The sequence below is a fragment of the Vibrio sp. 10N.247.311.51 genome (assembly GCF_041467855.1).
GTDB classification, from domain to species: Bacteria; Pseudomonadota; Gammaproteobacteria; order Enterobacterales; family Vibrionaceae; genus Vibrio; species Vibrio coralliirubri.
In genome coordinates, this window is sequence record NZ_JBFSVK010000015.1 from 117,884 (window position 1) to 136,897 (window position 19,014).

Annotated in this window: 18 protein-coding genes, 1 tRNA gene and 1 other annotated feature; of the genes, 8 read left to right on the forward strand and 11 right to left on the reverse strand. The window is 45.2% G+C overall.

Translation table 11 applies throughout. The annotated features are described in order from the left end of the window. Positions 1-87: 87 nt before the first annotated feature. The 7 genes from trpA to AB6E85_RS14850 all read right to left on the reverse strand — a co-directional run bounded on the left by trpA (position 88) and on the right by AB6E85_RS14850 (position 7,180). Positions 88-894 (reverse strand): tryptophan synthase subunit alpha, encoded by an 807-nt coding sequence (gene trpA, locus AB6E85_RS14820; protein ID WP_048607245.1) that lies wholly within the window; start codon positions 892-894, stop codon positions 88-90. After that, positions 894-2,084 carry a tryptophan synthase subunit beta gene (gene trpB / locus AB6E85_RS14825; protein ID WP_048613233.1) on the reverse strand — a complete coding sequence of 397 codons (1,191 nt, stop codon included), beginning with the start codon at positions 2,082-2,084 and terminating at the stop codon, positions 894-896. The genes trpA and trpB overlap by 1 nt, the downstream gene beginning before the upstream one ends. Before the next feature lie 131 nt (positions 2,085-2,215). Beyond that, complete coding sequence (gene trpCF, locus AB6E85_RS14830) at positions 2,216-3,655, reverse strand: bifunctional indole-3-glycerol-phosphate synthase TrpC/phosphoribosylanthranilate isomerase TrpF (RefSeq protein WP_372143131.1); 1,440 nt, start codon at positions 3,653-3,655, stop codon at positions 2,216-2,218. A gap of 25 nt (positions 3,656-3,680) precedes the next feature. Next, positions 3,681-4,676: an anthranilate phosphoribosyltransferase gene (trpD, locus tag AB6E85_RS14835; protein ID WP_102332468.1), complete on the reverse strand. Its 996-nt coding sequence runs from the start codon at positions 4,674-4,676 to the stop codon at positions 3,681-3,683. A gap of 9 nt (positions 4,677-4,685) precedes the next feature. After that, complete coding sequence (locus AB6E85_RS14840; RefSeq protein ID WP_372143132.1) at positions 4,686-5,276, reverse strand: aminodeoxychorismate/anthranilate synthase component II; 591 nt, start codon at positions 5,274-5,276, stop codon at positions 4,686-4,688. A gap of 2 nt (positions 5,277-5,278) precedes the next feature. Further along, positions 5,279-6,868, reverse strand: coding sequence for an anthranilate synthase component 1 (locus tag AB6E85_RS14845; protein WP_372143133.1), 1,590 nt, complete (start codon positions 6,866-6,868; stop codon positions 5,279-5,281). A 125-nt stretch (positions 6,869-6,993) separates the two neighbouring features. Then, positions 6,994-7,108: a sequence feature (Trp leader region), on the reverse strand. Further along, positions 7,055-7,180 carry a trp operon leader peptide gene (locus tag AB6E85_RS14850; protein ID WP_009848753.1) on the reverse strand — a complete coding sequence of 42 codons (126 nt, stop codon included), beginning with the start codon at positions 7,178-7,180 and terminating at the stop codon, positions 7,055-7,057. It overlaps the preceding feature by 54 nt. A 120-nt stretch (positions 7,181-7,300) precedes the next feature. Here AB6E85_RS14850 and rnm point away from each other — a divergent pair, with 120 nt between their 5' ends. The 3 genes from rnm to rluB all read left to right on the forward strand — a co-directional run bounded on the left by rnm (position 7,301) and on the right by rluB (position 10,032). Beyond that, positions 7,301-8,155: an RNase RNM gene (gene rnm, locus AB6E85_RS14855; RefSeq protein ID WP_248402015.1), complete on the forward strand. Its 855-nt coding sequence runs from the start codon at positions 7,301-7,303 to the stop codon at positions 8,153-8,155. A gap of 62 nt (positions 8,156-8,217) precedes the next feature. Beyond that, a complete protein-coding gene (locus tag AB6E85_RS14860; RefSeq protein ID WP_009848751.1) occupies positions 8,218-8,838 on the forward strand; it encodes an L-threonylcarbamoyladenylate synthase in 621 nt (206 codons plus the stop codon). 159 nt (positions 8,839-8,997) lie between these two features. Continuing rightward, positions 8,998-10,032: a 23S rRNA pseudouridine(2605) synthase RluB gene (rluB, locus tag AB6E85_RS14865; RefSeq protein ID WP_017055112.1), complete on the forward strand. Its 1,035-nt coding sequence runs from the start codon at positions 8,998-9,000 to the stop codon at positions 10,030-10,032. A gap of 219 nt (positions 10,033-10,251) precedes the next feature. Here the strand turns inward: rluB and AB6E85_RS14870 are convergent, their stop codons facing one another. From AB6E85_RS14870 to yeiP, 3 genes are all read right to left on the reverse strand, one after another. Next, positions 10,252-10,734, reverse strand: coding sequence for an RNA methyltransferase (locus tag AB6E85_RS14870; protein ID WP_017061495.1), 483 nt, complete (start codon positions 10,732-10,734; stop codon positions 10,252-10,254). Between the two features lie 147 nt (positions 10,735-10,881). Beyond that, complete coding sequence (locus AB6E85_RS14875) at positions 10,882-11,211, reverse strand: HI1450 family dsDNA-mimic protein (RefSeq protein ID WP_004741258.1); 330 nt, start codon at positions 11,209-11,211, stop codon at positions 10,882-10,884. A gap of 10 nt (positions 11,212-11,221) precedes the next feature. Next, a complete protein-coding gene (yeiP, locus tag AB6E85_RS14880; protein WP_050651475.1) occupies positions 11,222-11,791 on the reverse strand; it encodes an elongation factor P-like protein YeiP in 570 nt (189 codons plus the stop codon). A gap of 137 nt (positions 11,792-11,928) precedes the next feature. Between yeiP and AB6E85_RS14885 the strand changes: the two genes are divergently transcribed. Continuing rightward, on the forward strand, positions 11,929-12,696 hold the full coding sequence (locus tag AB6E85_RS14885) for a nucleotidyltransferase domain-containing protein (protein ID WP_372143134.1): 768 nt from the start codon (positions 11,929-11,931) through the stop codon (positions 12,694-12,696). Between the two features lie 85 nt (positions 12,697-12,781). Here AB6E85_RS14885 and AB6E85_RS14890 read toward each other — a convergent pair whose 3' ends face one another. Then, positions 12,782-15,145 carry a DNA polymerase II gene (locus AB6E85_RS14890; protein WP_372143135.1) on the reverse strand — a complete coding sequence of 788 codons (2,364 nt, stop codon included), beginning with the start codon at positions 15,143-15,145 and terminating at the stop codon, positions 12,782-12,784. 426 nt (positions 15,146-15,571) lie between these two features. Between AB6E85_RS14890 and uvrY the strand changes: the two genes are divergently transcribed. The 4 genes from uvrY (at position 15,572) to AB6E85_RS14910 (ending at position 19,008) form a co-directional block, all read left to right on the forward strand. Beyond that, the gene (gene uvrY / locus AB6E85_RS14895) at positions 15,572-16,216 is read left to right on the forward strand and encodes a UvrY/SirA/GacA family response regulator transcription factor (protein WP_004729778.1); all 645 of its coding nucleotides are present in this window, start codon (positions 15,572-15,574) and stop codon (positions 16,214-16,216) included. Positions 16,217-16,231: 15 nt separating this feature from the next. Further along, the gene (gene uvrC, locus AB6E85_RS14900; protein ID WP_372143136.1) at positions 16,232-18,064 is read left to right on the forward strand and encodes an excinuclease ABC subunit UvrC; all 1,833 of its coding nucleotides are present in this window, start codon (positions 16,232-16,234) and stop codon (positions 18,062-18,064) included. Between the two features lie 46 nt (positions 18,065-18,110). Then, positions 18,111-18,668 (forward strand): CDP-diacylglycerol--glycerol-3-phosphate 3-phosphatidyltransferase, encoded by a 558-nt coding sequence (pgsA, locus tag AB6E85_RS14905; RefSeq protein ID WP_017061490.1) that lies wholly within the window; start codon positions 18,111-18,113, stop codon positions 18,666-18,668. 266 nt (positions 18,669-18,934) lie between these two features. Further along, positions 18,935-19,008, forward strand: a tRNA-Cys gene (locus AB6E85_RS14910). The last annotated feature ends 6 nt before the right edge of the window (positions 19,009-19,014 follow it).

The window sequence follows — 19,014 nt, forward strand, 5'->3', positions numbered from 1 at the left end:
TGGCTTTAATGAAAAGCAATAAAAAAGGCTCCACAGTTGTGGAGCCTTTTAATATTTGAATCGCTGGTTCGATTTATTGACCGCAGATTACTTTTGCGTAGCCGCTTTCATTGGCGTAACAAACTCAGCTAGTGCTTTAAGCATTGCTTCTGGTTGTTCAACGTTATTTTCAATGATTTTCACAACCGCTGAACCAGAGATAGCACCTGCAGCGCCAGCTACAATTGCTTCTTTCACTTGTTCAGGAGCCGAGATACCGAAACCAAGCAGTGCTGGTGGCGCATCAAACTTGTTCAAACGGTCAAGTAGGGCTGTCACAGGCATGTTTGCTTTGGTTTCTGCACCCGTTACGCCAGCACGAGAAAGTAGGTAAGTGTAACCACCACCTAGCTCAGAAACCGATTGAAGCGTCTCATCACTTGCTGTTGGTGGAGCAATAAAGATTGGGTGAATACCAAACTTTTTAGCTGCAGCAACAAACTCGCCACTCTCGTTGGTTGGTACGTCAGCAATCAATACTGAATCGATACCTGCATTCGCACAACGCTCGTAGAAGTTCTCGATACCACGTGCGTACACCAAGTTTGCGTACATCAGTAAGCCGATTGGCAGCTCTGGGTATTTAGCACGAATTTGACCAATAAGATCAAAACACACATCTGGCGTGACTTTAGAATCTAAAGCGCGAATGTTCGCACCTTGGATTGTTGGACCATCAGCAAGAGGATCAGAGAATGGGATACCAAGCTCAAGTGCGTCTGCACCCGCTTCAACCAAAGTTTCCATGATCTTAAGCGATTGCTCAGGGTTAGGATCGCCAACCGTTACGAATGGTACGAATGCGCCCTGATTCTTTTCAGCTAAGCGAGTGAAGAGTGATTGATAGCGATCCATTATAATGCTCCTTTCTCTTTAAGAATGTCGTGTACAGAGAAAATGTCTTTGTCACCACGGCCAGATAAGTTAACGACTAATAGCTGTTCTTTCTCAGGATCGTCGTGAGCCATTTTGATTGCATGAGCCAAAGCATGAGACGACTCTAGCGCTGCGATAATACCTTCGTTACGTGCGATAGCTTGGAAAGCTTCTAGTGCTTCGTCATCGGTCACGTTGTCGTATTCAGCACGGCCAATAGCATTTAGGTGTGCGTGTTGAGGACCAACTGATGGGAAATCTAGACCCGCAGATACAGAGTAAGACTCTTCTACTTGGCCGTTCTCATCTTGCATTAGTGGTGCTTTCATACCGAAGAAGATACCGGTTTTACCGTGCTTAAGCGGTGCGCCGTGTTGGTCGGTATCAATACCTTTACCAGCAGGCTCTACACCGATTAGGCGAACAGACTCTTCTTCAATGAAATCAGCGAACATACCGATAGCGTTTGAACCACCGCCGACACAAGCGATAACCGCATCAGGAAGGCGACCTTCACGCGCTAGAATCTGGTTCTTCGTTTCTTCACCAATCATGCGTTGGAAATCACGAACAATCGTTGGGAATGGGTGAGGACCCGCTGCAGTACCCAATAGGTAGTGCGCGTCTTCATAAGTTGCAGACCAGTCACGTAGCGCTTCGTTACACGCATCTTTTAGTGTTGAAGAGCCAGAATGAACAGGGATAACCTCTGCGCCCATTAGCTTCATACGGAACACGTTCGGGCTTTGACGTTCAACGTCTTTTGCACCCATGTAAACACGACACTTAAGACCCAATAGAGCACAAGCTAGAGCTGTTGCCACACCGTGTTGGCCTGCGCCAGTTTCAGCGATGATTTCCTGTTTGCCCATACGTTTTGCTAACAATGCTTGACCAAGTACTTGGTTTGTCTTGTGAGCACCGCCGTGAAGTAGATCTTCACGCTTTAGGTACAGTTTGGTTTTCGTACCTTTTGTTAGGTTGCGTGCTAGCGTTAGCGCCGTTGGACGACCAGCGTACTCTTGAAGAAGCGTCATGAATTCGCTGCGGAATTCAGGATCGGCTTGTGCATCGATAAATGCTTGTTCAAGTTGGTCTAGTGCTGGCACTAGGATCTGCGGTACGTATTGACCACCGTATTCACCAAAGTAGGCATCGAGTTTAGCCATTGTGTTATTCCTTCAATTCTACTGATGTGTATTCACACCAAGTCATTTAATCTTGTTTGAGCTTCGCAAAAGGCAAAGCTCACAAATATGTTTTTAGTTTCTGCTTTCTAATTTCTAGCGCCGAGTTTGGACTAGTAATTGCGAATCGCTGCAAAAGCGCGTTGCAGCTTGTCTGCGTCTTTTTTTCCTGGAGCGGATTCAACGCCAGAGTTTAGGTCTAATCCTAAGCAGCCCAACTTAGCCGCTTGGTTAGCATTTTCTGGGTTTAGACCGCCCGCCAACATGATTGCGCTTTGGTTGTTGATTAGGCTCCAATCGAACACTTGGCCTGTACCACCTGTTTGAGAACCCACTTTAGTATCTAGCAGGTGACGAGTCACGTTGCTTTCCAGTAATTCTGGTAGCGAGCTTTCTGTATCGGAAGCAACACCATAAGCTTTCCAAATCTCAACGCTTTCAGGTAGTGACTGTTTTAGCTCATCGACATATGCTTGAGACTCATCACCGTGCAATTGCACAGCGAACAGGCCTAGCTCAGAAACCGTTTTCGCAACGTCAGTAACGCTATGGTTTTGGAACACACCCACGTAGTTCAAAGGTGCGCCGCTCATAGTCAAACGAGCCGCTTCGATATCCACATAACGCTTAGATGCTTCAACGAAAATCAGACCACCGAATACCGCACCAGCTTGATAAGCCTTCGCTGCATCGTCAGAGTGAGTTAAACCACACACCTTGTTTTCACCCAGCGTGACTTTACGCACAGCAAGCTCAAGGTTTTTCTCAGCCATTAGAGAGCTACCGATTAGGAAGCCATCTGCAAACGTTGAAAGGTCACGAACTTGTTGATGTGTGTAGATGCCAGACTCTGAAATTACGACTGCGTTTGGAGCCAGTTCGCGAATCAATGGTGCCAACTCTTTAGTACGGTTCAAATCAGTCGAAAGGTCACGTAAGTTACGGTTGTTAATCCCGATCACCTTAGCGTTTAGAGCGACTGCGCGGTGAAGTTCTTCTTCGTTACTGACTTCTGTTAGTACACCCATGTTGAGTGAGTGAGCGACTTCCGCCAGCGCTTTGTACTCTTCGTCATCCAATACCGATAGCATCAACAAGATAGCATCAGCTGAGTAATGACGAGCTAAGTAAACTTGGTAGGTATCAACCATGAAGTCTTTACACAGGATAGGTTGCTTAGCAATGCTGCGAACCTTAGGTAAAAACTCAAAGTCACCTTGGAAGTACTTCTCGTCTGTCAGAACTGAAATCGCGTTTGCGTGGTTGTTGTAAACCGACGCAATGTAGTCGAGGTCAAACTCGTCACGGATTAGACCTTTTGACGGAGAGGCCTTTTTACATTCCGTGATGAAAACCGTTTGCTCGCCGCTCAGAGCATCATAAAAGCTGCGGTCTGTTGCAGTTAGTGACGCTTTAAACTCGTCTAATGGTTGAGTCTGCTTACGCGCTTCAACCCATTGGTATTTATCACGAACGATTTTTGCTAATACTTCCGCCATTTCAGCTTCTTTGACTGAAACGTGGGTCGACAGTTTATCGGTAGTCTGTGTCATGTTCTTTGTCTCAATTCGTCGTTCGTTAGGCGTGTGCAGCAAGCTTTTGTACAAGCTCGTACGCTTTGCCAGAGTTCATTGCGTCAATCGCTTGCTGTGCGTTGGCTTTTAGGTCTTCGTGACCAAATAGACGCATCAGCAGAGCTACGTTGACTGCCACTGCGCCAACTTGTGCGTCAGTGCCTTTACCTGTGAGGATATCGGTTGTGATGGCTTTGTTCTCTTCTGGCTCGCCGCCCTTGATTGCTTCAAGAGGGTGAGTGTTCAAACCAAAGTCAGCCGGAGTCACTGTGTACTCGTGAATCTTGCCATCTTTAATCTCAGCAACGATAGTCTCGCCGTGAATCGCCACTTCATCTAGGCCGCTACCGTGCACAACAGCTGCACGCTTCATGCCCATTTGCAGCATGGTTTCTGCGATAGGACGAACCAACTCTTTGCTATAAACACCCATTAGCTCGATGTTAGGTCGAGCAGGGTTAATCAGTGGACCAAGGATGTTGAAGATAGTGCGCGTTTTCATGGTTTGACGAACAGGCATCGCGTGACGTACGCCAACGTGATACTGCGGAGCAAATAGGAACGCTACGCCAAGTTCATCAACAGCGGTACGCGTGTCTTCTGCTGTCATCGCTAGGTTGATACCGAACGAATCCAATAGGTCAGAAGAACCTGATTTGCTCGATACGCTGCGGTTACCGTGCTTCGCGACTTTTAAGCCACACGCTGCGGCAACAAATGCAGAAGTCGTCGAAATATTAATGGTGTTGTGACCGTCGCCACCTGTACCAACGATGTCTGCGAAATCGTAATCAGGGCGCGGGAACGGGTTCGCATTCGCAAGCAGAGCTTTTGCCGCACCAGCAATTTCGTCTGGCGTCTCGCCTTTGATTTTTAGTGCAGTCAGCGCTGAAGCCATCAAGATTGGATCGAGCTCACCCTTGATGATCACATCAAATAACTGTTGGCTTTCTTCTTGAGTAAGAGACTGCTGTTCGTAAAGTTTATTAATCTGTTCCATGATCGTTTCCTATATCGTCTTTTTCTCAAGAGCCCATTCGATCGCGTTCGCAAGAAGCGTTGCACCGTAGGTCGTCATAATTGATTCAGGGTGGAATTGGAATCCACACACCTTGTCTTGTTCTTGAACCACTGACATCACCAAATCATCGACTTCAGCTGTCACCGTTAAGCTATCAGATACATGCGTTGCCACTAAAGAGTGGTAGCGAGCGATAGCCAGTGGCGAAGGTAAGCCTTGGTAAGTCGCATGGTTTTGGTGTTCCATCATCGACACCTTACCATGAATGATTTCGCCAGCGCCTGCAACGGTGCCGCCATAGGCTTCAACAATTGCTTGGTGGCCTAAGCAAATACCAATCATTGGCACTTTACCTTTTAGAAGCTGAATCAGCTCTGGCATACAGCCCGCATCTGCTGGAGCGCCAGGGCCTGGCGAAAGCAGTGCAACAGGGTTGTCTAGTTCGTTGATCGCCGCTTCAACAACCTTTGCCTGAATGTTGTTACGGTAAATCTTTACGCTGTGACCTAATGAACGAAATTGGTCTACAAGGTTGTATGTGAATGAGTCGAAGTTATCGATGAATACAATATCAGCCATGATTACGACTCCTTCTTATTTGTTAGGTTTTTAGTATGTGCAGCTTGAATCGCAGAGATAACCGCTTGTGCCTTGCCGCGAGTTTCATCGGCTTCTGCTTGTGGGTCTGAATCGAATACCACACCAGCGCCAGCTTGTACTTGTGCCACGCCATCTTCAACGTAAGCAGAACGAATTACGATACAAGTATCTAGAGTCCCTTCACCGGTTAGATAACCGACTGCACCACCGTAGCTACCACGACGTGTTTTTTCTACATCACGGATAAGCTGCATTGCGCGGATTTTTGGTGCGCCCGTTAGCGTACCCATGTTCATACAAGCTTGGTAAGCGTGTAGAGCATCTAAGTCTTCACGGAGCTGACCAACAACACGAGAAACTAAGTGCATTACATGGCTGTAGCGGTCAACTTTTAGCAAGTCTGCTACGTGGCGAGTGCCAGCTTCGGCAATACGTGCCACATCGTTACGTGCTAGGTCGACTAGCATCATGTGCTCGGCGTTTTCTTTCTTGTCGGTACGCAGTTCCAGCTCGATACGGCTGTCTAGGTCGAAATCGATTTGACCGTCAGGGCGCTTACCACGACGACGAGTACCAGCAATTGGGTAGATCTCAATTTGGTTGGTTTCTGTCTCGTATTTCAGAGCACTTTCTGGAGAAGCTCCGAACAGCGTAAACAGCTCGTCTTGCATGTAGAACATGTAAGGGCTTGGGTTACTTTGTTTGAGTTCTTTATAAGCCGCCAGTGGAGCAGGGCAAGGTAGAGTAAAGCGGCGTGAAGGTACCACTTGGAACACATCGCCTTTAACTACGTACTCTTTTAAATCATGAACCGTTTGGCAGAAGTCTTCATCAGAAACGCTTGGTACTGCTTCAACGTTGTCGAGTGGCGTTACTTCTGTGATGGCTTTCAGTGACTGACACTGAGTTTGAATGTCGGCTAGACGGTCAGTCAATTGCGCTTTGATGCTGTCATCTTGAGCAAATAAGCTCGCGTGAAGTAGGCCTTCGTTCTCTTGGTGATCGAAACGCAATAGTGTTTCAGCTACGTAGAAAACAAAGTCAGGACAATTGTTGGTTGCTTCAGCATCACCGAGTGGCTCAAAGTTTGCCACGATGTCGTAAGCGAATAGACCCGCCATGAATAGCGCGTGTTTGTTATCTGCGTCTTGCTTAAAGCTGTGCTGAACCAAACGCAGTGCATCGAATGAAGAGGCTTCTCTTAAACGTGAGTCTTCATCTAATTCGTTGCTTGGCTCGATAAAAGTCAGCGTCAAAACGTTATCAGTAAGGTCAGATTTAATTTCTGCTTTCACGTTTTGAGTGAGATGTTCGATAAGCGCTTGACCGTTTTCAGTCAATGCTTGAAAGGTTACTTCATGTCCGCGACATACGATGCGAACAGCAGAGTCGATAAGGAGTAGGCTTGTCAGGTTCTGTTTAGATTCAATCTCGGCAGATTCCAACAAAAGACTATCAGTTTTGTTTTCACACAAAGTATGGAAAACGCTGGTTGGATCTTGCGAGTAAGGAACTGAAGAATTGATGACCTCAATGGTTCCCAGCTTTTTGATTTCAATGGCCTTGTTCACAAGACCTCCTTTATGATTCTTTAAATTTCCTGCCGTACATAGTCGCATAAAGATACCTTTCACCCAATCTAGAATATGGTCAATTCGATGATTTGTTAGTCAGTTGAATGTGAGATGTTCGACAAATTAAAAAGCCCGCTATTAAAGCGGGCTTAGTGATAACTTTTTTATAAACAAACTGTTTAACTAGAAGTACACGTTAGCCCACCAAGAACTTGTCCAAGTGCGCCACCAATTAAGCTCTGAACTTGCTTCTACTGAAGAAAGTTCTAAAACTTTATCTTTATGGTTTTGGTTAAATTCTTGTAACATGGTGAACCTATCAAATGTGATACTTCGTATTTGTGTACTAGTTAACTAGTTTTCCGCTTGCGGGTCAAGTGTGTTGACACAAATATAACGATAAAAATTGAAAACAATGAAAAAGAATATATGAGAATTGATCTACATAGTCATACAACAGCCTCAGATGGCCGACTTACTCCACCTGAGCTAATTGACCGAGCGCTTGGCTTTAACATCGAAGCGCTAGCGATTACAGATCATGACACGACTGATGGGCTTGCTGAAGCACGCAACTATATTGCTGAGAACAACCTTCCTATTCAGCTGATCAACGGCATTGAGATTTCGACTGTTTGGCAAAACAAAGATATCCATATTGTTGGGTTAAACGTTGATCCTGAGTCACCAGAGCTTAAAGCGCTCATTGAGCAACAGAAGCAACACCGTATTGGACGTGCAGAGATGATTGCTCAACGTCTTGAGAAAGCGACTCGTGAAGGGGTGCTAGAAGAAGTTAAATTGATTGCGGGTGATGCGCCTATCACTCGCGCTCACTTTGCTAAGTGGTTAGTCGATAACGGCTACGCAAAAACCATGCAGCAGGTGTTTAAAAAGTTTCTTACTCGCAATAACCCAGGTTATGTGCCGCCAACATGGTGTTCAATGAGTGATGCTGTTACGGCTATTCACGCTGCTGGTGGGCAAGCCGTACTCGCTCACCCTGGGCGATATGGCCTTACAGCCAAGTGGGTTAAGCGCCTGCTAGCCGCATTTGTTGAAGCGAAAGGGGATGCGATGGAAGTCGCTCAACCTCAGCAAGCGCAACAAGAAAGACGCACACTCGCGGATTATGCTATACAATACAAACTATTAGCCTCCCAAGGCAGTGATTTCCATTACCCATCTCCGTGGATGGAACTTGGACGCAATCTCTGGCTACCTTCTGGGGTCGAAGAAGTATGGAAAGATTGGGAGTTTCAAACGGTTTCACTATCTGAATAGTCTTTAGGTGAGCCAGCTCCTTCTGATGATAGAGTCGAGAGATTCGATAACGAGGATCAACAATGAGCCAGTTTTTTTATGTACACCCAGATAACCCACAAGCACGCTTAATTACTCAAGCGGTTGCGATTATTCGCAATGGCGGCGTTGTGGTTTATCCAACAGATTCCGGTTATGCGCTGGGCTGTCAGCTTGAAAACAAACAAGCACTTGAACGTATCTGTAAAATTCGTCGCATCGATGACAAGCATAACTTCACCTTGTTATGTCGTGATCTTTCTGAATTATCACTGTATGCACGCGTCGATAACGTGGCTTTCCGTCTACTGAAAGCACATACACCAGGTGCTTACACGTTTATCTTTAAAGCAACCAAAGAAGTGCCAAAGCGTTTGATGAACGCCAAGCGTAAGACTATTGGTATTCGTGTCCCAGACAACAAGATTGCACTCGACCTGTTGGAAGCGATGGGTGAACCATTGATGTCGACGTCTTTGATTCTGCCGGGTAACGAGACTACGGAGTCGGATCCAGAAGAAATTCGTGACAGCCTAGAGCATGCGGTTGATGTGATTTTGAATGGCGGTTACTTAGGTGAGCAACCGACGACGGTTATTGACTTCAGTGACGATGATGCCGTGGTTCTACGTCGTGGTGCTGGCGATCCTGCACCGTTTGAATAGTCGCTTTACTGATTAACAGTCTGTAACGATACAGCAAACCTGCCACAGTAAATAACAAGTGCTTTTTGGCAGGTTATTTGCGATAATACGCGACCGCGATTTGGTCGCGAAAAATTCATTCGACGTCTGTGAAGACGACAATTAGGTAGAAAAGAGTAAATGAGCGAAAAATTACAGAAGGTTTTAGCGCGAGCTGGTCACGGTTCTCGTCGTGAACTAGAAGGTTTAATCAAATCTGGTCGTGTAAGTGTTAACGGTCAAGTTGCGAAACTGGGCGAACGTCTTGAAGACGAGAACTCAGTGATCCGTATCGATGGCCATACTGTTTCAGGCAAGGCTTCTGAAGAAGTGGTTTGTCGTGTACTTGCTTACTACAAACCTGAAGGTGAGCTTTGTACTCGTCACGATCCTGAAGGCCGCCGTACTGTTTTCGATCGTCTACCTAAGATCCGTGGTTCTCGTTGGATTTCAGTTGGTCGTCTTGATGCAAACACATCAGGCCTTTTGCTTTTCACTACTGATGGTGAGCTTGCAAACCGTCTAATGCACCCAAGCCGTCAGGTTGAGCGTGAGTACCTAGTACGTGTATTCGGTGAAGTGACTGAGCAGAAAGTTAAAAACGTTACTCGTGGCGTACAACTAGAAGACGGCATGGCTCGTTTTGAAGATGTGGTTTACGCTGGTGGTGAAGGTATGAACCATACTTTCTACGTAGCGATTAACGAAGGTCGTAACCGTGAGGTTCGTCGTCTTTGGGAATCACAAGAAACAACAGTAAGCCGCCTGAAACGTGTACGTTACGGTGATATCTACCTTGATAAGAAACTGCCTCGTGGCGGTTGGAAAGAGCTAGATCTTCAAGAAGTTAACTACTTGCGTGAGCTTGTTGAACTTAAGCCAGAGAAAGAGACACTGTTGGATCTTGATCCTTCAAACACTTCTCGTAAGCGTGAGCGTTCTCGCAGCCAAAAAATTCGTCGTGCTGTTAAGCGTCACGAAGAGCGTGCAAACGCACCAAAAGGCCGTAGCAACCAGACTAAGCGTAAGAAGCCTGCAACTCGCGGTACTACAACACCTGATTCAGGTCGTAGCGCTCCAGCTGCAAACAAAGGCAAGCCTCAGGCTAACAAAAGTAAGCCTAAACTGAACAACGGTCGTCCGGCTAAACCAGCTAAGCCAAGAACACGTCAGTAATTACATAAGTTCTTACGCGTAAAGCTTCATTAGCTGAAAGCACTGAATACTAAAAAACCTGCTCACTGAGCAGGTTTTTTTACATCTAGAAGAAGGAGAAGATGCGGGATGCGAGTAACCGAGTATCGAAAACATACTGCCATAATCGGCAGTAACCGTGCTCTTCGCATCTCTTATCTCGTTTACGCGCATCTATAAATCTTTCGTATCTCGTTCTATTTATTTATGATTCGAGAAGTTATCGCCTTTCGCCAGTCGGTCGTAAAGCACTACATTCACTGATGCTGCTAGATTCATGCAGCCGTTAGTCGGAACGTAAATCGTCTCACGACAGAAATCTGTGATCTCTTTCTTGAGCGTGCCATCTTCTGGGCCAAAAATGTAAAACGCGCGTGGTGGGTGTTTGTAATCAGGTAGAGGCTTAGCACCTTCAATCAGATCAACAGCAACCGGCACGCAGCCTACTGGAATAATATCTTTCAGCTCTTCAACACCAATTAAAGGCAGGGCTAGGTGCTTTTCTTTGGTGTCGGTATGGAATTTTCGCGCATGGTCGTAGCGTGTGCCAGTGTAAAACACAGAGTTGGCGCCGTAGCAGCCAGCAGCTCGCATCACAGAGCCTACGTTTTCAGGTGTCTTTGGGTTAACTAGGCCAATGCAGGCATAGCCTTTTGATTGTGTGTCTGTTTTTGCTTTGGTCATAATCAGTGAATCTAAAGTTGATGATGAAAGTGAGTAATCACGATGGAAAATAGCGCGATAAAAATAGCCGAGCAATCGGCTCGGCTAACTTTTAACTCGTTTACATGAATACTTGTTTACTCATGCAGATGAGCGTCAACAGCGGTATTAGTCGCGTTTCCACAGCATGTGACAGAACTTATGTTCTGGGTCACGGCTGATTAGCATGCGAGCAAATACGTCGTCTAGAACGTCATCAGCTTCATTCACAAGACCAATGCGCACTTCAGCGTAGATTTCTTTGTCGACTTCAAAGCCAACATGTTCAACCCAATCATCGCCAGTTTCAACAAGTTCTGCAGCGCCACGATCTTCAAACTGAGCTGTGAATAGAATCACGTCTGCAGGTTCAAGATTATCAGGTGCCATCTCAAGAAAGATGTCGTATGCAGTATCGATTGCATCGTCGTAAGACATTAGGTCGTTAGCTTCGGTCATAATAAGTATCTTAGCTTGCGCGGTTCATGTATTTACGTTCAGCTGTGTTCACAACAACTTTGTCGCCAGTTGCGATGTACTCAGGAACTTGAACAGTAAGGCCTGTAGACAGACGAGCTGGCTTAGTACGAGCAGACGCTGATGCACCTTTGATTGAAGGGTCAGTTTCTTCGATAACAAGCTCAACTGAAGTTGGTAGCTCAAGTGTTGCTGCATTGCCGTCGATAAGAATCGCGTACATGCCTTGAGTTTCTTCGTTGATGAACAGTAGTTCGTCTTCGATTGTTTCACCGTTGAAGATGAATTGTGTGTAATCTTCGTTATCCATGAAGATGTACTCGTTGCCGTCAACGTAAGAGAACATTACTGCACGCTTAGTTACGTCGATAGTTTCAACGATTTCATCAGCCTTGTGGCGAACTTCAGTTTTAACGCCAGTTGCTACATCGCTACCACGGAAACGGTAAATTTTTTGACCGCCACGGCCACCCGGTGTTGTTACTTCGATATCTTTAACTAGTACTGTTTTACCATCAACGTCGATCGCAAAACCTTTTTTAATTTCACTTGCTCTAGGCATTTTGTGTTTGTCCTTAGTGGGTCTATCCGCTGATTATATCTCGGAGATGCTATAAATAGGAATAGCTTGAATCATAAAGTCACCTAGGCGATCATAGAGTTATAGTTAAATCATTATTTTATTTACCGAAACGACCTATGCAGCTACCTGTTATTGACCCAACACAGCCTTTTCAACCTGAATTTCAACCTGTGGTTAACGATCTGATTACCTTTCTAAAAGGTGGATTAGGCTCTAATCTGCACAGTATTTATATTTATGGCAGTGTGGCACGTAAGCAAGCCGTCGTGGGGCGCTCTAATCTAGATGTGGTTGTGGTGACCCATCGACCGTTTCCTGACCAACGAACCACTTTGTTGAACACCATCAAATGGCGTTTCCAAAAGAGCTTCCCGCAGGTAACTCAAGTAGCAATTAAGACCACCTTAGTGAGTGAGATAGTCGATTTCGACAATATCTTCACTTGGGGTTTTATGCTCAAGCATTTAGCCGTGTGTGTGCATGGTGAAGACTTATCGGATTGCTATGGTGATTTTGAAACAAGCTGGGAAATCGCTAAGCACTGGAATATGGATGCTGAAAACTGGTTAGCGGTATATCGCAACAAGATCGCACGAGCGACAACGCCAGAACAACAAGTCGCTGCGCAGGTGATTATCGCCAAGAAGCTTCTACGGGCGAGTTACTCACTGGTGATGTACCGTGATAAATATTGGTACGATGATCCTGTTGAATGTGGCCAGCAATTTTTGAAGTATCATCCAGATCGAGAAGTCGAAATCCAAAGGTTGGGTATTTTGCTTTCTGGTAGACCAATCCCTAAACGTTCGGTGATCGGTATTCTTGATGGCTTTGGTGAGTGGTTAGTTAAGCAATATCAGAAAACCGAGTTTAGAATCGGATAGAGCTTCTTAATCTATCGATACAAAAAAGCAGAACGAATTGAACATTCCTCTGCTTTTTTGTTTTGATGAAACCTCGACAATAATCTTAGAATAAACCTAATTGCTGTCCACTGACTCTCTCAAAATCTAACCCGATGAAGGGTAAGATAGCTTCAGCGACGGGTTTAATCTGTTTGTCGATGTAATGCTGATAATCAATACCACTCTTTAAATACTCTTTAGGCTCAGGGCCGCTCAGAGTAATCAAATATTCAATACGTCCTTTGTTTTGGTATTGAAGAGGGCGCCCTAACTGAGCATTGATTTCATCGGCCATACGAGCTGCACGAACCTGCGGCGGAATGTTCTTTTGGTATTCATGTAGCTTACGACGCAGACGCTTCTGGTAAACCAGTAAATCGTCATGTTTACCCGCTGAAGTCTCATCTACAAACTGTCTGACATAGTCGGTAGGGTCTTGGTCATGAAACACCATCTCATATAGGGTTTGTTGAAACTGCTGTGCTAGAGGTGTCCAATCGGTTCGAGCACTTTCAAGGCCTTTAAAGATGATCTTCTCTTTGTCGCCTTGAGTGATTAGGCCGGCATAACGTTTCTTTGAGCCGGTTTCTGAACCTCTAATGGTCGGCATTAGAAACTTGCGATAGTGAGTTTCGTATTCCAGTTCAAGTATTGAGGTTAAGTTGTGGGTCTCTTTTAAGTGATTCGTCCACCAATCGTTGATGTAAGCGACCAGTTCATTCCCTATCTCGTCTGCTTTTTGCTGGTCATAACTGCCGTTCAGAGACACGAAGGTTGAGTCGGTATCGCCGTAAATTACTTGATAGCCTTTGTCTTCGATCAGAACCTTAGTTTGCTTCATGATCTCATGTCCACGCATGGTAATCGAAGACGCTAACCGGGTGTCGAAGAAACGACAACCGGACGAACCTAACACACCATAGAATGAGTTCATGATGATCTTAATCGCCTGAGAGAACGCCTTCTCGTTGTTCTTTTTGGCCACATCACGTGCAGCCCAGAGGTTTTCAATCATTTCAGGCAAGAAGTGTTTAGAGCGGTGGAATTGACCACCTCTAAAACCCTCAACCGCTTGGTTTTCGTCTGGGCCAAGTTCCAGCTTCAACCCTTCAATAAGCCCCATAGGGTCAATCAGAAACGAGCGAATGATCGATGGATACAAGCTCTTAAAGTCGAGTACCAAAACCGAGTCGTACAGATTGGGAATTGAATCCATAACATAACCACCGGGGCTCGCAATCCAATTCTCTGGCTCTAAGTTCGGTGCGACATAACCCGCTCTGTGTATCTGAGGTAAATATAAATTGGTAAATGCTGCAACAGAGCCGCCAACACGGTCTAGCTCAACACCGGTTAATCGAGAGCGCTCAATCGCGAAGTCGAGTAGGTGAGTGTGTTCGAAGATACGATTTACTAGCACGCAGTCTTGAAGGTTGTACTTGGCGAGTGAAGGTTTATCGAACTTAAACATTCGGTTTATCTCATCCATACGGTCGTGAACGTTATGGATGTCTTTGCCTTCACCAAGCAGTTCTTGTGATACCGACTCAAGCGACCAAGAACGGAAGTGGTAGGTCGCTGTCTTGAGCATATCAATACCATCCAAGACAACGCGTCCGGGGATTGTGATAAAACCTTGTTGATTTTGTGCAGAACTACGGAAAAAGCTAGGTTGATTGTCTCGACCAATAGTGAGCTTAACTTCATTCCATTCTGAACGTTTGTGCAGCAGCCTAAAATCGAAGTCGATAACGTTCCAACCAATGATGATGTCAGGATCAAATTCAGAGAACCAAGCTATCATGGCTTCAAGTAGCGCCTTCTCGTTAGTAACCCATTGGATATTGGTGTCGGCTTGTTGTGGTTCACCGACCATGATCACTCGGCTATCCATCGGGCTGTCTAGGCCAATTGAATAAAGCACGCCTTTTTCCGAACATTCAATATCAAGCGAGACAACAGATAGATTGGGTAAGTAGTCACCTGCTCGGCATTTCGCATTTGAGACTCGGCGATGCTGATTTTTTTGCGTTGCAGACCCAGTGAACTCAATACTTCCCTTGATAAAACGTTCCATCAAGAATCGATCGGCGAGTCGAATATCGCTTTCAAAGGTTTGGATTTCTTCGTTGTGAAAGGCTTGCGCTAAACCAAAGCTACTTCTCGACAGTGAGGTGTAACACGCGGCGAGAGGTATTTGCTCGAATGTGGCTAATTCTAGAGGCTTAAATTGGCAATCGAGCGACTCTTTCGCTGCGATTGCCTGACATGCTTCAACGTCAGATTGAGCAACAAAAAATACCGGTTTTTCATTTTGAATCGTCAGCAGAGTAGGGCCTTGAGGTGTGCTTAACCACAAGTCGATTTGTGTGCGCCCTGAAAAATCTCTTGCTTGTCTTGTGAGTACAAAGCCTTGCTGAATATCCAATGTAGTAACCTATTGAAATGGGGAATCGAATACTACCATCTAGCGACCCTCAGCGCACAACAGGCAGTAAAAATACTAACTAAATTCTAGTTAGTAGAGGCAAATAACGGGACTCTATAAGCAAATAAGTGAAATTGTCGCGAATGGTTATTCAATGGTATTGAAAATATCTTTATCTTATGTAATTTTATTGGGTGTTGTTTTAACTGGTTGATTTTTAGAAAAAGCTTGTTGTTTTAGTTAGCTTATTTGTTAATAAGTACTTGCTAAAGTTCGTGTTTCAGCACATATTCAACAGAGCTTTTTTTTAGTAATTAAGTTAAGATGTACTCAATGCTGCGATCCACTGTTCCTTTGTTCAATTGTTTCAAACAGATGAAACGACACAGTGGTTGCAGAGCCAATTAATAGTGTGGAGATACAAGTTTGATAAATGTTTTCCTTGTAGATGATCACGAGCTGGTTCGCACAGGGATACGACGTATTATTGAAGACGTCCGTGGAATGAACGTAGCAGGGGAAGCTGAAAGCGGTGAAGATGCTGCAAAATGGTGTCGTACTAACAATACTGACGTTATTTTGATGGATATGAATATGCCTGGTATTGGTGGCTTAGAAGCAACCAAGAAGATCTTGCGTTTCAACCCTGATGTTAAAATCATCGTTTTAACTGTTCATACGGAAAATCCGTTTCCAACTAAAGTGATGCAAGCTGGAGCTGCTGGTTACCTTACTAAAGGGGCAGGTCCGGATGAAATGGTAAATGCAATTCGAGTGGTTAATAGTGGCCAACGATACATTTCACCAGAAATTGCGCAGCAGATGGCTTTGAGCCAATTCTCGCCTGCGTCTGAAAATCCATTCGCAGACTTATCTGAACGTGAACTTCAAATCATGATGATGATTACCAAAGGTCAGAAAGTGACGGATATTTCAGAACAACTCAATCTAAGTCCTAAAACAGTCAACAGTTACCGCTACCGCTTGTTCAGTAAGCTGGATATCAGTGGCGATGTAGAGCTGACGCATTTAGCGATTAGACATGGAATGTTAGACACTGAGACCCTTTAACACTGAGATCGTATAGTGACCAACTTGTTTGACTCAGTCTCATTCCTCAAGACAGTAACAGAGCAGCCCGGCGTTTATCGAATGTATAACGCCGAGGCTGTCGTTATTTACGTCGGTAAAGCTAAGAACCTCAAAAAACGCCTTTCCAGTTATTTCCGTAAAAAAGTCGACAGTGAAAAAACGCGCGCTCTAGTCAGCAATATTGACAAGATCGATGTCACTGTAACGCACACGGAAACCGAAGCTCTTATTCTTGAGCACAACTACATCAAGCAGTACTTGCCTAAATACAACGTACTTTTGCGTGATGATAAGTCGTACCCTTATATTTTTATTAGCAGTCACAAGCATCCTCGTTTGTCGATGCACCGTGGTGCTAAGAAGAAAAAGGGCGAATACTTTGGTCCTTACCCTGATTCCGGTGCTGTGCGTGAGACGCTACACCTAATTCAAAAGATTTTCCCTGCCCGCCAGTGTGAAGACACCGTTTATGCCAACAGAACGCGCCCGTGCTTGATGTGTCAGATTGGTCGTTGTGCTGCGCCTTGTGTCAGCTCAATCATCTCTGATGAAGAGTACAGTGAACTTATCGACTACGTTCGTCTGTTCCTGCAAGGGAAGGACAAATTAGTCCTTGAGACGCTCATCGAAAAGATGGACACAGCAAGCCGAGAGCTTCGCTTTGAACAAGCTGCCGCTTTCCGTGACCAAATCCAAGCGATTCGACGTGTGCAAGAACAACAGTATGTATCTGACGATTCAATGGAAGATATGGACGTGTTGGGCTTTGCTCAAGAGAATGGCGTAGCGTGTATTCATATCTTGATGATTCGCCAAGGCAAGGTTTTAGGTAGCCGAAGCCATTTCCCTAAAATTCCGAACAATACGGTGCGAGAAGAGGTCTTTTCGAGCTTTTTAAGCCAATACTATCTTGCGCATAATGAAGCAAGAACCATCCCAACTCGTTTGATTCTCAATGCCGATTTGATGGAAGATGTTACACCGATTCAAGAAGCCTTGTGTGAAGTGGCGGGTCGTAAGATCCACTTCAATACCAACCCCTCTGGTACTCGAGGTCGTTACCTTAAATTGTCGAATACCAATGCATTGACGGCTATTACCACCAAGATTAATCACAAGATGACGATTAATCAGCGCTTCAAAGAGCTTCAAGAAGTGCTGTCGATGGATGCTATCAAGCGTATGGAATGTTTCGATATCAGTCATACCATGGGTGAAAGCACGGTTGCGTCGTGTGTGGTATTCAATCAAGAAGGCCCGGTGAAACCGGAGTACCGTCGTTACAACATCACAGGTATTACAGGCGGCGATGATTACGCAGCGATGGCTCAGGCGCTTGAGAGACGTTATTCGAAGCAACTCGATGTCGACAAAATCCCAGACATCATCTTTATCGATGGTGGTAAAGGTCAGTTAAACCGCGCTCATGAGATCATTTCTCAATATTGGGGGGATTGGCCATTTAGACCAAGAATGATGGGTATTGCGAAAGGGGTAACGCGTAAACCGGGTTTAGAAACTTTGGTAACCCTTGAAGGTGAAGAGTTTAATTTACCTAGCGATGCGCCAGCACTGCACCTTATTCAACACATTCGTGATGAAAGCCATAATCATGCGATTGCAGGGCACAGGGCGAAACGTGGTAAAACGCGCAGAACCAGCGCTTTGGAAGGAATTGAAGGGGTCGGGCCTAAACGTCGTCAAGCTTTGCTGAAATATATGGGTGGCTTACAAGAACTTAAGCGTGCAACTGTCGAAGAAATAGCCAAAGTGCCGGGCATTAGTCATTCTTTGGCAGAAAACATTTATCAAGCATTGAAACAATAGTAAAAATCCCGCACCATTAAAGCGCAATTAATAAGAGCCCAATAATATGCGTTTGAATATACCTAACATTTTGTCCTTACTGAGACTATTTTTGATCCCAGTATTCGTTGTCGTTTTCTATCTACCTTATCAATGGGCTCCTTTCGCTGCTGCGATGGTGTTTTGGGTAGCAGGTTTCACTGACTGGCTAGATGGCATGCTAGCTCGTAAGTTAGGGCAAACGTCTCGCTTTGGTGCCTTCATTGACCCTGTGGCTGACAAAGTGTTGGTCGCTACGGCTCTTATCCTGATTACTGAGCATTACCACTCGATTTGGATAACTATCCCAGCGGTGACCATGATTGCTCGTGAGATCATCATCTCAGCGCTTCGTGAATGGATGGCTGAAATCGGTAAACGTGCAAGTGTTGCGGTATCTTGGGTTGGTAAAGTAAAAACGGTTTCTCAGATGTTCGCCCTTTGGGTACTTATCTGGCGCTACGACGATTGGATGGTATGGGTCGGATACATTGCGCTCTATGTCGCAACCGTACTTACTTACTGGTCAATGGCACAATACTTGATGGCCGCCAAAGACGATTTGTTAGACGAAAAACATCATTGATGAAGAAGCGAGCTGAGGCTCGCTTTTTTGATCTTTAACCTAAGGTTAAGTTATCAATACTGGATATCTAATGTGATATAGATCTCCTTTGAATAACCCGCTCACCGTGTGTTTTGAACATAAAGTCAGCTATTTGGCCTGTTTCGTATGAAATCTATTCAAACGAATTAAAAATACAAAAATAATATTGACTCAATCGTCTGAATCCGTAGAATGCATCCCGTACCCAAGAGGATGGCAATGAGCGATTCAATTGGAGTTACTAAGGCGCCTTGGCAGAGTGGCTATGCAGCGGATTGCAAATCCGTGGACCTCGGTTCGACTCCGGGAGGCGCCTCCATTCTTT